Genomic DNA, 14262 nt, shown 5'->3' on the forward strand with positions numbered 1-14262 from the left:
TTCAGACGCGCCCTAGACGTCGTATAAATATCGGGGGAAATAAACATGTTGAACGGTAAAAAAATCGTGCTTGGTGTGACTGGCGGCATAGCCGCTTACAAAGCGGCAACATTATGCAGCAGACTGGTGCAAAAGGGAGCGGATGTTCATGTGATTATGACAGCTTCCGCTACACAGTTTATTACCGAATTGACGCTGCAAACGTTGACCCGAAACACCGTATATACCGATACATTTGATGAGCGTGAGCCAGCAGTCGTATCTCATATTCATCTGGCCGATCTGGCTGATCTTGTTCTGGTTGCTCCCGCAACAGCCAATGTGATTGCCAAGATGGCGCATGGCATGGCAGATGATATGCTCTCAACAACTCTTCTTGCGACGACAGCCCCTGTCATGATTGCTCCAGCGATGAATGTACATATGTATGATCATCCAGCTGTAAAGCATAATATGAACCTGCTTGTTGAACGGGGCGCCATGATGATCGAACCGGGTGAAGGTCTGCTTGCGTGTGGATATGTGGGTAAGGGACGTCTGGAAGAACCGGAGAGCATTGTGGATGTGGTGGAACGTTTCTTTGAACAGCGAGAGTCTGCAGACCGTGCCCGGCAAGGACAAGCTTCACTGTTACAAGGTAAGAAGGTTGTCGTTACGGCTGGAGGTACGATTGAGCGTATTGACCCAGTACGATACATTACGAACGATTCATCTGGAAAAATGGGATTTGCCATAGCCGCAGCTGCGCGTGATCTGGGGGCAGATGTGAAATTGGTTATGGGCAGTACCCAAGCCAAGCCACCGGAGAACGTTGAGTTGATCCCTGTACAGTCTGCACAGGATATGTATGAAGCGGTAACACGCGAGTGGGACGATGCTGATATCGTGGTTAAGGCGGCGGCAGTTGCCGATTATCGTCCAAAGGAAGTTTACACCGAGAAGATCAAGAAGAAAGGCGACACGCTGTCGCTCGAACTTATTAAAAATATAGATATTCTTGAAACACTGGGCAAACAGAAAACCCATCAGTTTTTGATTGGTTTTGCTGCGGAGACTCAGTCAGTTGAGATGTATGCACGTGAGAAATTGGAACGGAAAAACTGTGATCTGATCGTAGCCAATGATGTAACCCGCATGGGTGCAGGATTTGGAACAGACACCAACGCGGTACATATCTATGGCCGGGAAGGTTTGGTGGAGGAGCTTCCAGTGATGGCCAAGGACGATGTGGCTCATCGGTTGCTCCAGATTGCGGCGGAGCGCATTGCCGGGAGGAATTAGGATATGGAGATTGCCAAGGTCATAGTCGATGTTCCCGTGAAGGAAACAGATCGGCCGTTTGATTACCTGGTACCTGAATCGATGAGAGAATGGATCGAGATTGGCAGCCGGGTGGGTGTGCCTTTTGGTCATCGGACGGTGCAGGGATTCGTGATTGATCTTGTGCCGCGTACCGGAGAGGAAACATTCAAGCTTAAGCAGATTCAGGAGTTACTGGACATTGTTCCCCCGTTGTCAAAGGATTTGGTTGAGTTGGCCGAATGGATGAGTGGACGTTATGCCAGTAACCGGATTTTGTCATTGCAGGTCATGGTGCCGACGGCATTGAAAGGGAAAGCAGAGCGATACATCTCGCTGGGAGATGCACTTGATGGACAGATGGCGGGAGCACAACCGGATGATGAGGTGTTATTTGTTTGGGGAGAAGAGTCTACGACCGAGAAAGTACAGCAGGATATCATCCGTTTTGTCAAAAGTCGGGGTCAGGTACCGCTGCAACAACTGAGTCGGAAATATCCCAATCATGCTGCACTAATTAAGAAATTATTGCTTGGTGGTGTACTGCTGGAAAGTCAGGCCATCAAGGACAAGTTAAATAAAAAAACGATGAAGTCCGTTGATCTGGCTGTAGATATTGCTGCTGCTCAGGAAGCACTTGCTTCATTCCCGGCGAAAGCACAGCGGCAGAAGGAGATTCTGGCTTTTTTGCTGGAAATGAAAGAACTGCTGCCCATGCCGATGAAAGAAGTGTTATCTACACTACAGGTATCGGCCGCGACGATTAAAGGGCTTGAGGAAAAGGGATTGATTGTCACCGAGGACGTTGAGGTCTTCCGTGACCCGTATCAGGGCAGGACGTTCAAAGCGACTGAACCGCTGGTTCTGACCGATGAGCAAAAACTTGTCTACGACAATATCAATGGCCGATTGCAGGAACAACGCCATGGGATGTTTTTGTTACATGGTGTTACGGGAAGTGGCAAGACGGAAGTCTATCTTCAAACCATTCAACAATGCATCGAACAGGATCGGCAGGCTATCGTACTGGTGCCCGAGATTGCACTCACACCACAGATGGTAGAACGTTTTAAAGGGCGATTTGGGGACCAAGTTGCTGTTATGCACAGTCGTCTGTCTGGCGGTGAACGTTATGATGAATGGCGCAAGATTCGTGAGGGTCAGGTGAAGGTTGCGATTGGGGCGCGTTCAGCCGTATTTGCTCCATTCAGTCGGCTTGGGTTGATCATTATGGATGAAGAACACGAGACTTCCTACAAACAGGAGGAAACTCCGAAATATCATGCCCGTGATGTGGCGGTAAAAAGAGCACAGCAGCATCAGGCCGTGGTTGTTCTGGGTTCAGCGACACCTTCGCTGGAAAGTTATTACGCGGCACGATCGCAGAGTAATGATGATTTTGCACCACTCTTACTGGAGATGCCAACACGGGCACTGGGGAACAAGCTGCCTGAAGTGCGGATCGTTGATATGCGTGAAGAGTTGAAGGATGGCAACCGCTCCATGTTCAGCAGGGCTTTGCACAAAGGGTTGGAGGAGCGCTTGGAACGTGGTGAACAGACGGTACTTCTGCTGAATCGTCGTGGATATTCGACCTTTGTTATGTGCCGAAGTTGTGGATATGTGGCAGGTTGTCCTGAATGTGATATTTCATTGACGTATCATCAGCGCTCGAATAATCTCCGTTGTCATTACTGCGGGTATGCGGAAGCGGCTCCGGAAGTGTGTCCGGACTGTGGAAGTGAGCATATTCGATACTTTGGTACAGGTACACAGCGAGTCGAGGAAGAGCTTGCCAAGCTCTTCCCGGGTATTCGGGTCATTCGGATGGATGTGGATACAACAACGGAAAAAGGGGCTCACGAGAAGCTGCTGAAACAGTTTCGTGAGAAAAAGGCGGATGTATTGCTGGGCACCCAGATGGTTGCGAAGGGTCTTGATTTCCCGGATGTAACCCTGGTTGGCGTGATAACAGCGGACTCAGCGTTGAATTTACCTGATTTCCGTGCTGCGGAAAAAACGTTTCAGTTGCTAACACAGGTAGCTGGCCGAGCGGGTCGGCACCAATTGCCTGGTGAGGTGTTTGTTCAGTCCTATACGCCGGAACACTACTCCATTGGCCATGCGAGTCAGCATGACTATGTGTCGTTTGTACGTGAGGAATTGCTGCACCGTCGCAATTTGCAATATCCGCCATACTGTCGCCTGATTCTGGTGACCTTTTCGCATGAGCAACTTCCGGTATTGATTCGTCTTGCCGAGAACTATACGCGAATACTGAAAGAGAAGGCTAATGCGGCTGGATGGCTCGGCAGTCTGGATCGATTCAGCAATGATGCCTTTGATGTACTGGGGCCGGTAGCGTCTCCGATTCCTCGGATCAAGAATAGATACAGATTCCAATGTATGATAAAATGGCGGGGGGATGTAGACGCCATAGGACTCGCTCTGGCTACGGCCCGGCGCATGGACGATGATGTTCAGGCGCAAAAATTGCTTATTAGTCTGGATGTAGACCCGCAAATGTTAATGTAAGCATTTTGCAGAAATGCGGATGTAAACAAGCGGTATAAACATAGATTAAATGAATACCCCAAAAATACAGATATCGTCCTGAAATTATGATGAGGATTAGGAAGGTGCTTACAACATGTCGATTCGTATTATCGTGCAAGAACCAGATGAGGTGCTCCACAAGAGAGCCAAAGAAGTAACCAAAATTACACTAAATGTACAAAAATTGCTGGATGATATGGCTGATACCATGTACGATGCGGAAGGTGTGGGTCTTGCTGCGCCACAGGTCGGTATTTTGAAACGTCTGATTGTTATCGACGCAGGTGATGAGCAAGGGCTGATCAAGATGATTAACCCGGAGATCATTGCAAGTGAGGGAGAACAATTTGGACCTGAAGGTTGTCTGAGTATCCCTGGAATTAATGGTGATGTTCGCCGTTTCGAGACCGTTACAGTTAAAGGTCTGGATCGTGAAGGTAAAGAGCTGATTATTACGGGTAGTGGCTTGCTGTCCCGTGCATTCCAGCATGAGATTGATCATCTGGATGGCGTACTCTTTACGGATGTCGCCGAGAAAGTGTACGAAATTGCAGCCGATCAAACGGGACCGCGTCGTAATTAAGGAGTGATCGATTTGAATATTGTTTTTATGGGAACACCTGAATTTGCAGTTCCTTCTCTCGATATGCTGATGGCAGAGGGATACAATGTGGTGGGTGTGGTGACTCAGCCTGATAAACCACAGGGACGCAAAAAAGTACTTACGCCAACACCGGTTAAGGCCGCGGCAGAACGCCACGGTCTGCCGGTGTTTCAACCTGTTAAATTGCGTGATCCGGAAGCGGTAGCCCGCTTGGCTGAATGGAAGCCGGATCTGATCGTAACCGCGGCCTTTGGACAGATTCTGCCCAAAGCCGTGCTGGATATGCCTGTTCGCGGTTGTGTGAACGTGCATGGCTCTCTTTTACCGAAATATCGGGGAGGAGCACCGATTCAACGTTCCATTATTAACGGGGAATCCGTGACAGGAGTCACATTGATGTATATGGCTGAAGGCCTGGACACCGGAGATATGATCTCGCGTGTGGAACTGCCAATTACGGATGAAGATACATCAGGATCGATGTTTGATAAATTAAGTGAGGCTGGTTCCAAACTGCTTCAGGCAGAAATGCCACGATTGATTGCAGGCGAGACAACAGCGGTCCCTCAGGATGATGCCGAGGCTTCATATGCTCGCAATCTGACTCGGGATGACGAGAAAATGGACTGGAGTCGTACTTCACGTGAACTGTTCAATCAGATTCGTGGTCTTGTGCCGTTCTCCGGTGCATTTACGATGTGGGATGATCAGGTCTTCAAAGTCTGGGCTGCGGCTAATCCCGATCAGGTGGACCTGGCAACTTCTTCGGATGCTGGACAAGCAGTGCCGGGAACGGTGCTGCAATTGAACAAGGCAGGGATTGAAGTCCGCACAGGCAATGGGTCTCTCTGGTTGACTGAAGTGCAGCCAGCAGGTAAAAAGGTGATGCAGGCCGCTGACTTTGCTCGCGGTGGTACACTGAAAACTGGAACGGTGCTGCGATGAGCGGGAACATACCAGGTCGTTCGTCAGGAAAAGGCCAGAAAGCTAATGGGAATTCATCCGGACGTGAAGGAAACCGTCGTCCGAATTCGGGTAAATCGGGTGGTGCATCGCGCTCCCAGCAACCCAAAACATCTGCTCGTACATTGGCAGTCAAGGTTCTGAGTGCTGTTGAGCAAGATGGAGCATACAGTAATCTGGAGTTGAACCGCCGTCTGAAAGAGGCGGATTTAAGCCCCGCAGATGCTGGACTAGCTACCGAATTGGTGTATGGAACAATCGCCAGATTGAATACACTTGATTATTTTCTGGAACGTTACGTCGCCAAAGGAGTATCCAAACTGCAACCATGGGTTCGTAGCCTGCTGCGAATCAGCGTCTATCAGATGATATACCTGGATCGTATTCCGGAGCATGCCGTGGTGAGCGAAGCGGTTAATCTGGCGAAGAAACTGGGCCATCAGGGAATCTCGGGTATGGTGAATGGAGTGCTCCGCAATATGATCCGCAATCGGGATGAACTTCGTATTCCAGAACATCTGCCCGCTGCAGAACGTATTTCACTGGAGCATTCCCACCCGTTATGGATGGTTGAACGCTGGATTGCCCAGTACGGCGAAGAGACAGCGGAAGCGATCTGTCGTGCGAATAATGAGCCGCCAGCGGTGAGTGTCCGGGTCAACACAACAATGACCACACGGGAGAAACTGATGCATGAGATGACCAGTACAGGTGCAGTCGTTGAAGCTTCTCAGCTGAGTTCCGATGGAATTCTTGTACGTAGTGGCGGAAACATGGCTCTAACGTCCTGGTATCGGGACGGGTTGTTCTCTGTACAGGACGAAAGTTCCATGCTTGTCGCTGAAGCAGTTGCGCCAGAAGTAGACCAACTTGTATTGGATTGCTGCGCAGCTCCAGGTGGTAAAACAGCTCACATGGCGGAGAAAATGCAGGATCGCGGTCGTATTGTCGCGAATGATGTACATGCTCACAAGCGCCAGCTGATCCTGGATCAGGCGGAGCGTCTCGGTCTGACTTGTATCGATGCTGTAACTGGAGATGCGCTAGACCTGAATGAACGGTACCCGGAAGCGTCGTTTGACCGCATTTTGCTGGATGCACCATGTTCAGGTCTGGGTGTTATTCGCCGCAAGCCTGATGTGAAATGGACCAAAACCGTAAAAGATATCGAAGATATCGCAGGCTTGCAACGTGAATTGCTTGATCAGGTTGCGCCGTTGTTAAAACCAGGTGGTATTCTGGTGTATAGCACGTGTACGATTGAGCCTGCTGAGAATGAGGATATGGTTGCAGACTTCTTGAATCGACATCCGGAATACAGCCCAGCAGAAGCATTCGTCTGGTCTGAATCGGAGATAGCGAACTTGAAGGTTGTGAACGGTGGTATTCAGATTTTGCCACAATACGCTCACAGCGACGGATTTTTCATCGCACGGTTGACAAAAACAGCGGAATAACAGTTTAATAGAGCACGGAAGTATGACCGCCGAGGGGAACTTCGGCGGATTTCTTTGTGATGAGACTTCGATATAATTGTCAGAGAATGTGGTGACAGGGTGCGATGGCGGCATTGAGATGTTATAATGCATGAAGTACCGATATCAAGGGTATACATGGATGTAACGTGGTCTTTGTGATAGAATAGGACGAATGGAACGAAAAGAAGGAAGCCAACGAAAAGAAAAGAAGGAATAGGTGTTGACAACAAAATGAAACCTTTTATATATGATTATTCTCTGGAACAACTGCAGCAATGGGCTGTTGAGAATGGGGAGCCGGCGTTTCGCGGTGGCCAAATCTTTGACTGGATTTATGTAAAACGCGTGAATGATTTCAGTGAAATGACCAATCTGTCCAAGCCATTGCGTGAAAAACTGACAGAGCAATTTGAATTTGTAACGCTTAAGGAAATTACCAAGTTTGAATCCAAAGATGGAACGGTTAAATTCCTCTTTGGTCTTCATGATGATCATGCCATTGAGACAGTAATCATGAAGCATAACTACGGGAACAGCATCTGTGTAACCACACAGGTTGGTTGTCGTATTGGTTGTACGTTCTGTGCATCCACATTGGGTGGTCTCAAGCGTAACCTTACGGCTGGGGAGATTGTTGCCCAGGTTGTGCAGGCTCAGAAAATTCTGGATGAACGCAACGAGCGTGTCAGCAGCATCGTAATCATGGGTTCGGGTGAACCTTTTGAAAACTATGAAGCTACGATGACTTTCCTGCGCATTATGATTCATGAAAAAGGGCTGAACATCGGTCAGCGTCACATCACGGTATCCACGAGCGGAATCGTTCCGAACATCTACAAGTTTGCAGATGAAGATACACAGATTAACCTCGCCATTTCGATCCATGCACCAAATGATGCACTGCGTTCGAAATTGATGCCGGTTAACCGTCGTTTTCCTTTTGAAGACGTGATGGAGTCCCTTCGTTATTATCTGGCCAAAACAGGTCGGAGAATTACGTTCGAGTATGCACTTATTGGTGGGGTAAACGACCAGCCAGAGCATGCAGCAGAACTGGCAAGTGTGCTTAAGAACATGTTGTGCCACGTGAATCTGATTCCGGTTAACCATGTACCTGAACGCAAATACGTAAGAACATCGAGAAGCGACATTTTCAATTTTCAGAAGATTCTCTCGGAACAGGGTGTTAATGTAACCATTCGTCGTGAACAGGGACATGATATTGCTGCCGCTTGCGGTCAGCTTCGTGCAAAGCATATGGAGTTGAGGTGAGAACGTTTTGATCAAAACAGTTCATGTGAGCCATATCGGACGAGTGCGTTCGGTGAATGAAGATTCAGCCTGGATTCGTAATCTCGATACAGGATATATTCTGGGTATTGTTGCCGATGGCATGGGTGGACATCTTGCAGGGGATACGGCAAGCCGCTTGGCAGTAGAGACGTTGGTGAAAGATCTGGGAACACTGGAACCAGGTCTGTCACATGCGTCTCTGTCTGCGGCTCTCAGCGATGCTATTTTGCATGCCAACGAAGTTATCTTCCGCACGGCATCAACAGATGACAAGTATCACAACATGGGAACAACGGTGGTTGCGGCTTTATTGAACGATACGGAAGGTGTTATTGGACACATCGGTGATAGCAGAGCCTACAAAATTGCGAACAAAGCTGTGATCCAGCTAACCGAGGACCATACACTGGTGAATGAATTGTTCAAAAATGGTCAGATTAGCAAAGAGGATGTGTCCCATCATCCACGTCGCAACGTACTAACTCGTGCGCTTGGAACAGATGCCGAGGTGAAGGTAGATCTGGATACCGTCAAGCTGGAGGAAGGCGAAGTTCTTCTCCTGTGCAGTGATGGTCTCAGTAACCTGGTCAGCAATGAGCAGATTATTCAGGTTGCCGGCAATCTGGAACTGGCATTGGAAGATCGTGCAGACCGACTGCTTCAGTTGGCTTTACTTGCTGGGGGAGACGACAACATCACGCTTGCTTTGTTCGAGTTGCAGAGGGAAGGTTCCGTGGATACGGAAACGGGGTGTGAGTCATGATTGGGCACCAACTAGGGGGACGCTATGAAGTGATTGAGCGTGTCGGCGGTGGCGGCATGGCTCTTGTGTACAAAGCCCAGGATCTTCTCTTGAACCGGAATGTAGCGATCAAAGTCCTTAGACAACAGTTTGTGCATGACGAAGAGTTTATTCGCCGTTTCCGCAGGGAAGCACAGTCGGCAGCATCGCTGTCTCATCCGAATGTAGTTAGCATTTATGACGTGGGGCAGGAAGATGACGTTCATTATATTGTCATGGAGTACGTGGAAGGCAAAAACTTGAATGAAATTATTAAAGAACGTGCCCCTCTGCAGGTGGACGAATCGGTGCGAATCGCTTCCCAGATTGCAGATGCTCTTGATCATGCACATCATAATCAAATCATTCATCGGGATATCAAACCCCACAATATATTAATTGGCCGGAATGGCCGCGTGAAAGTAACGGATTTCGGGATTGCCCGTGCCGTTACATCTACAACGATTACGCAGACGGGTTCTGTAGTTGGTTCTGTACATTATTTCTCACCGGAGCATGCCAAAGGCATCGTTACTGGTGAAAAATCGGACTTATATTCTCTTGGGATCGTACTTTACCAGATGCTTACCGGGCAACTTCCGTTTCTGGGTGAAAGTCCAATCAGTGTGGCATTGAAGCATTTGCAGGAAGAGTTCGATGAACCACGCAAATTCAATCCATTGATTCCGCAAAGTGTAGAAAATGTCATCTTAAAATCCATGCGTAAAAATCCGCAGGAACGTTATCAGTCGGCCAAAGAAATGCAGACCGATCTGGAAACTTGCCTGATGCCGGAGAGACGTAATGAAACGAAGATTGATTTTCCGGATGAGGATGATATAGATCAGACTCGCGTTATGCCAGCCATCAAGCCTGAACCGCGCGGAGTTACATCGACGGGTGCGGTGCCAGTGATGGAGTCTAACGAAGAAACTGGCAAGGGTAAGGCAAAATCGAAGAGTTGGAAGAAGCCAGCTCTACTCATCTCATTAACCGTTCTTATTCTAATCGCCATGGTGGGCGTTGTATGGTATGTCAAGGGTATGCTGGTTGTACCTGAAGTAACCGTGCCTAACGTGATCACCCAGACGGAAGAAAAAGCTCGGGAAATGCTTGAGGAGAAAGGACTCGTCGTCAGTGATGAGGTCATCCGTCTGTATCAGGAAGGTGTCGAACCCGGTATCGTCTATGAACAGAGCAGAAAAGAAGGCGATGTTGTCAAAGAAGGTTCCGAGGTCCAGATCAGTGTTGGTGCAGAAAAAGAACTTTTAAAGATGATTGATGTCAAACAAGTAACTTATGATGAGGCTGTCAAGAAGTTGACTGCGCTTGGCATTAAGGAAGATCAGATTCAGCGGAAAGACGAGTTCTCCAATGATGTGGCTTCAGGTTCTGTTATTTCCCAGACACCGGGTGTCAATGAGGAATTTGATCCAGAGACAGTTCAGATTGAGTTAACCGTAAGTAAAGGCACTGAAACGGTCAAAATGCCTGATCTGAAAAATCTTACCCGCAGTGAAGCCGAGGAAAAACTTAAATCTGCTGGACTTGAGCTTGCTCAGGTACAGGAAGAACAAAGTTATACGGTAGAAAAGGGCAAAGTGACGCAGCAATGGCCTGTGGAAGCGGGCGCAGATGTGAGTCCTGGCGATAAGATTACGATCTTTATCAGCACGGGGTATCCACCTGAAGCGCTGCAATATCCTTTTGATATCAATGTATCACCCAAAGAAGAGGGCAAAAACAGTAAAATCCGTATCACATATGAAGATGCACGTGGCAAGAATCAGGAATGGGGAACTCGCACCGTGAACTCAACCCAGATCTTGACCATTCCACTTGTACTCGCTCCAAATGAAAATGGGGCTGTGTCCGTCTATCGTGATGGACAGTTCCTGGATACGTATCTTGTCTCCTACAGTGAAGCCAAAAACGGAACAGTTAACGTACCTTCCATTGACCCGGAACAAAGCACTGAGACGCCGCCAGAAAATGAGCCTGATCCAGGTGAAGGTAGCGTTGATGAGGGAAGCGTTGATTCCAATCAGGAAGGTGAACCTGAGTCCACACCGGCAGACGGTGAGGGTGAAAGCGTAGATGAGGACACTTCTGCCATGAATAATGGTAAGGGGCACGGCAAGGAAAAAGAGAAGAAAAAGGAAGTCATTAACGCATCAAGCCGTCCATAAGGGCGGCTTATGCTGGCGTCTGGAGTAAATGTACCACCATCTAAAGGAGGGCGTCGGAGCTATGCCAGAAGGTATCATCGTTAAAGCGCTAAGCGGTTACTATTATGTCATGCCAGTGGAAGACAACGGGGTTCCTTCGGTTGAAGGTTCCGCCGTTCAATGTCGAGCCAGAGGTATCTTCAGAAAGCGGGGAACATCACCGCTTGTAGGTGATCGCGTCAGCTACATGTTGACTGAGAACGGAGAAGGAACGGTTGATGAAATTCGGAAGCGTGAGACGGAACTTATCCGTCCTCCTGTAGCCAATGTAAGTTTGGCTGTTCTCGTGTTCTCTGTGAAGGAACCGGATATGAACCTGAACCTGTTGGACAAGTTCCTTGTTCACATCGAGCAGGCGGGGCTGGATGCACTCATTGTGTTGACCAAACTGGATTTGGCTGATCCAGCCAAAGACACTGTTGCTGAAGTGAAAGCATTGTATGAGCAGGTTGGTTATGAAGTGATCTCCACAAGTTCACGTACCGGTGAAGGCAGTGAATTGCTCAGAGACCGTCTGGCTGGTAAGATCAGCGTATTCTCCGGACAATCCGGTGTAGGCAAGTCTTCGATGTTAAATGCATTGATGCCGGGCCTGACGCTGGAGACAAATGCGATCAGCATGCGTCTAGGACGAGGGAAACACACCACCAGGCACGTGGAGCTTATTCCGTTGGATAATGGTGGATTTGTTGCGGATACGCCGGGATTCAGCCAACTGGACTTTCTGGAGATCGGTGTGGAGGAACTCTCCACTTGTTTCCGGGAATTCGCCCAGTTTGCAGATCAGTGCAAATTCCGAGGTTGTACCCATACACATGAACCAGGCTGTCGTGTGCTTGCGGCCAAGGAAGAAGGTCTGATCTCCGAAAGCCGATATCAGCACTATGTGCTGTTCCTGACCGAAATGAAAGATAAGAAGCGGAGGTATTAACATGATTAAAATTGCCCCATCGATATTATCAGCTGATTTTGCCCGCCTTGGTGCGGAAGTTGCAGAAGCTCAAGCTGCAGGAGGAGACTGGATTCATGTTGACGTTATGGACGGTCATTTCGTCCCTAATATTACGCTTGGACCTGCGATTGTGAAGGCAATCGCTCCACATACAAGCTTGCCGCTCGATGTGCATTTGATGATTGAGAATCCGGAGCGTTATGTTGAGGAATTTGCCAAAGCGGGTGCAGCGGTAATTACCGTTCATGCTGAGGCTTGTGTGCATTTGCACCGCGTTATTCATTTAATTAAGGAGCAAGGAGTGAAGGCAGGAGTTGCCCTTAATCCGGGAACGCCAGCGTCTGCCATTCTCGAAGTTCTGGATGATGTGGACATGGTTCTTGTCATGACGGTCAATCCTGGCTTTGGCGGACAGGCATTCATCTCGGGTACGATGAACAAAATCAAGCAGATTCGTACTTGGTTAAACGAAAAGGGACGCCATGATGTACATATCGAAGTAGATGGCGGAATTGCTGCCGATACAGCCCCGCTTGTGGTGGAAGCTGGAGCAGATGTGCTCGTTGCCGGGAGTGCCGTATTTGGCCGTGAGGATCGTGCTGCCGCGATTACTGAAATACGCCGTAGCTACGGAGGCTGATCTATGAACCTCAAGGAGACACTGTGGACGATGGCTGCGAGTCTCGTGACGGGACTTGTGCTTGCTTTGTTTGCGGTTATTCAATCCCCGTTTAATGCCATCACGTCATTAATCGGGGTAGGCGTTGTTATTATGTATTTCCGCAAATTTGATCGTACGGGACATCGGGTTACTTTTGTCATTTTCGGCATACTGTATTATTTACTGAGTGTTTTCATGATCGCTGCCTATCAATATATTCCTGTCCAAACGTAAATGACCTGATCTTCGGGCTTGTCATTGTGGAATAGGGATCGAAGGTTCCGCATAAATATGGTTACATGAGCAGGTTTCTCATGTAGCCTTTTTTGTCGTGTTTGAGGTAAAGAAGGCCTGAAGCATAGGATACGGCGGACGCATGAGCATGATGGGGAGGGTGAATTATGAAATTTTACACATTCAAACTGCCGAAGTTTTTGGGAGGGTTTGTAAAGGCGATTCTTAATACGTTTCAAAAGCACTGATCCGATTGATAAGGTAACAGGGAATACCGCCGCTTTGGCTCAGGCTTATCTGGAATTCGTACCTGCGAAGCGCCATGCGGCGGCCATTCACATGTTAATGAGCGTATTCAAGAATCCCTTTTTTGAATACCAAAAAAGCACCTGCAAGGAACAAGGTGCTTTTTGCTTACCCGATTTATAGTAGCTTTGCGTGATTATACGCGAGTCACTTTACCGGCTTTCAGTGCACGGGTGCTTACGTATACACGTTTTGGTTTGCCGTCAACGAGAATGCGGACCTTCTGAACGTTTACGCCCCAAGTACGACGGTTACGGTTGTTAGCGTGGGATACGTGGTTACCGGTGCCCGGTTTCTTACCTGTCACATAACATTTGCGAGACATAGATTACACCTCCTATCCTAAAATAACCAGTTGCCTTCAGAAACGAAAAGTCATTCCATAAGGACTAAATTGTTCTTCCTGATCATAAAGATCAGGTTTCAGTAGCTAATGGCGTTGTTTAAGCCGGCATGAACCGGATCATTTCCATTACTTAACCTGCATAAAACAATACTTGAATATAATATCATAATTAAAAAAGCTTCGTCAACTGATCCAAAAACTTTATTTATTTCTCCTGTCTAATATAGTACAATGTTGAGTAGTCCATAATACAGTGGTGAACAGGCTGTTGCCGCGAGGAAGTCGGAGAATAAACCGTACTTAGAGGTCGGTGGTCTGCTTTTTTGGCAACGCTGTGAGCTGCGGCATTCCATCATTGGCACCAGTCTCCATGCGGCATTCATGCCGGCTCTTGATACCGGTGCATATCCGTATGCCCCGAAGTTAGGGGTGCAGAGAGTGCAGGATATTGGTAGCCCGGCCGCCCAGACCGTTAATCCGGCTGACATGTTGTATTGTATGCCTGTGCCGGACAAGGTATGGACGAAGAATAACGCAGTCCGCGTTAGCGCATGAACAGAC

General features: G+C 48.4%; 14 protein-coding genes. 13 read left to right on the forward strand and 1 reads right to left on the reverse strand.

Annotated features, from left to right (window positions below):
* Nucleotides 1-45 precede the first annotated feature (45 nt).
* The 12 genes from coaBC to spoVM all read left to right on the forward strand — a co-directional run bounded on the left by coaBC (nt 46) and on the right by spoVM (nt 13297).
* Nucleotides 46-1281, forward strand: a complete 1236-nt coding sequence (coaBC, locus tag C161_RS30555) for a bifunctional phosphopantothenoylcysteine decarboxylase/phosphopantothenate--cysteine ligase CoaBC (protein ID WP_036674895.1) — start codon at nt 46-48, stop codon at nt 1279-1281.
* Between the two features lie 3 nt (nt 1282-1284).
* Nucleotides 1285-3834 (forward strand): primosomal protein N', encoded by a 2550-nt coding sequence (gene priA / locus C161_RS30560; RefSeq protein ID WP_036674896.1) that lies wholly within the window; start codon nt 1285-1287, stop codon nt 3832-3834.
* Between the two features lie 115 nt (nt 3835-3949).
* Nucleotides 3950-4438, forward strand: a complete 489-nt coding sequence (gene def, locus C161_RS30565) for a peptide deformylase (RefSeq protein WP_036674897.1) — start codon at nt 3950-3952, stop codon at nt 4436-4438.
* Nucleotides 4439-4450: 12 nt separating this feature from the next.
* Entirely contained in the window at nt 4451-5404 is a 954-nt protein-coding gene (fmt, locus tag C161_RS30570) for a methionyl-tRNA formyltransferase (RefSeq protein WP_036674899.1), read from the forward strand.
* Entirely contained in the window at nt 5401-6879 is a 1479-nt protein-coding gene (gene rsmB / locus C161_RS30575) for a 16S rRNA (cytosine(967)-C(5))-methyltransferase RsmB (protein WP_051450040.1), read from the forward strand. Before fmt ends, rsmB begins: the two co-directional genes overlap by 4 nt.
* A 252-nt stretch (nt 6880-7131) precedes the next feature.
* Nucleotides 7132-8172, forward strand: coding sequence for a 23S rRNA (adenine(2503)-C(2))-methyltransferase RlmN (rlmN, locus tag C161_RS30580; protein ID WP_017687452.1), 1041 nt, complete (start codon nt 7132-7134; stop codon nt 8170-8172).
* 7 nt (nt 8173-8179) lie between these two features.
* Nucleotides 8180-8956, forward strand: coding sequence for a Stp1/IreP family PP2C-type Ser/Thr phosphatase (locus C161_RS30585; RefSeq protein WP_017687453.1), 777 nt, complete (start codon nt 8180-8182; stop codon nt 8954-8956).
* Complete coding sequence (gene pknB / locus C161_RS30590) at nt 8953-11163, forward strand: Stk1 family PASTA domain-containing Ser/Thr kinase (RefSeq protein WP_036674900.1); 2211 nt, start codon at nt 8953-8955, stop codon at nt 11161-11163. Before C161_RS30585 ends, pknB begins: the two co-directional genes overlap by 4 nt.
* A gap of 61 nt (nt 11164-11224) precedes the next feature.
* The gene (gene rsgA, locus C161_RS30595) at nt 11225-12133 is read left to right on the forward strand and encodes a ribosome small subunit-dependent GTPase A (protein ID WP_017687455.1); all 909 of its coding nucleotides are present in this window, start codon (nt 11225-11227) and stop codon (nt 12131-12133) included.
* A gap of 1 nt (nt 12134) precedes the next feature.
* Nucleotides 12135-12794, forward strand: a complete 660-nt coding sequence (gene rpe / locus C161_RS30600) for a ribulose-phosphate 3-epimerase (protein WP_017687456.1) — start codon at nt 12135-12137, stop codon at nt 12792-12794.
* Between the two features lie 3 nt (nt 12795-12797).
* Nucleotides 12798-13049 (forward strand): hypothetical protein, encoded by a 252-nt coding sequence (locus tag C161_RS30605; RefSeq protein ID WP_036674901.1) that lies wholly within the window; start codon nt 12798-12800, stop codon nt 13047-13049.
* A gap of 167 nt (nt 13050-13216) precedes the next feature.
* Nucleotides 13217-13297 carry a stage V sporulation protein SpoVM gene (gene spoVM, locus C161_RS30610; RefSeq protein ID WP_017687458.1) on the forward strand — a complete coding sequence of 27 codons (81 nt, stop codon included), beginning with the start codon at nt 13217-13219 and terminating at the stop codon, nt 13295-13297.
* Nucleotides 13298-13491: 194 nt separating this feature from the next.
* Here the strand turns inward: spoVM and rpmB are convergent, their stop codons facing one another.
* Nucleotides 13492-13680, reverse strand: coding sequence for a 50S ribosomal protein L28 (rpmB, locus tag C161_RS30615; protein ID WP_017687459.1), 189 nt, complete (start codon nt 13678-13680; stop codon nt 13492-13494).
* A gap of 402 nt (nt 13681-14082) precedes the next feature.
* On the opposite strand from rpmB, the gene C161_RS33265 reads away from it, so the two are divergent.
* Nucleotides 14083-14256, forward strand: coding sequence for a hypothetical protein (locus C161_RS33265; RefSeq protein ID WP_155985128.1), 174 nt, complete (start codon nt 14083-14085; stop codon nt 14254-14256).
* The last annotated feature ends 6 nt before the right edge of the window (nt 14257-14262 follow it).

This window comes from Paenibacillus sp. FSL R5-192, from assembly GCF_000517845.1.
Classification (GTDB): Bacteria; Bacillota; Bacilli; order Paenibacillales; family Paenibacillaceae; genus Paenibacillus; species Paenibacillus amylolyticus.

Coding starts and splice junctions, on each gene's coding strand:
- pknB (WP_036674900.1), top strand. CDS start 8,953: ATGATTGGGCACCAACTAGGGGGACGCTATGAAGTGATTGAGCGTGTC.
- C161_RS33265 (WP_155985128.1), top strand. CDS start 14,083: ATGCCGGCTCTTGATACCGGTGCATATCCGTATGCCCCGAAGTTAGGG.
- def (WP_036674897.1), top strand. CDS start 3,950: ATGTCGATTCGTATTATCGTGCAAGAACCAGATGAGGTGCTCCACAAG.
- rpe (WP_017687456.1), top strand. CDS start 12,135: ATGATTAAAATTGCCCCATCGATATTATCAGCTGATTTTGCCCGCCTT.
- rlmN (WP_017687452.1), top strand. CDS start 7,132: ATGAAACCTTTTATATATGATTATTCTCTGGAACAACTGCAGCAATGG.
- coaBC (WP_036674895.1), top strand. CDS start 46: ATGTTGAACGGTAAAAAAATCGTGCTTGGTGTGACTGGCGGCATAGCC.
- priA (WP_036674896.1), top strand. CDS start 1,285: ATGGAGATTGCCAAGGTCATAGTCGATGTTCCCGTGAAGGAAACAGAT.
- rsgA (WP_017687455.1), top strand. CDS start 11,225: ATGCCAGAAGGTATCATCGTTAAAGCGCTAAGCGGTTACTATTATGTC.
- rpmB (WP_017687459.1), bottom strand. CDS start 13,680: ATGTCTCGCAAATGTTATGTGACAGGTAAGAAACCGGGCACCGGTAAC.
- rsmB (WP_051450040.1), top strand. CDS start 5,401: ATGAGCGGGAACATACCAGGTCGTTCGTCAGGAAAAGGCCAGAAAGCT.
- C161_RS30605 (WP_036674901.1), top strand. CDS start 12,798: ATGAACCTCAAGGAGACACTGTGGACGATGGCTGCGAGTCTCGTGACG.
- spoVM (WP_017687458.1), top strand. CDS start 13,217: ATGAAATTTTACACATTCAAACTGCCGAAGTTTTTGGGAGGGTTTGTA.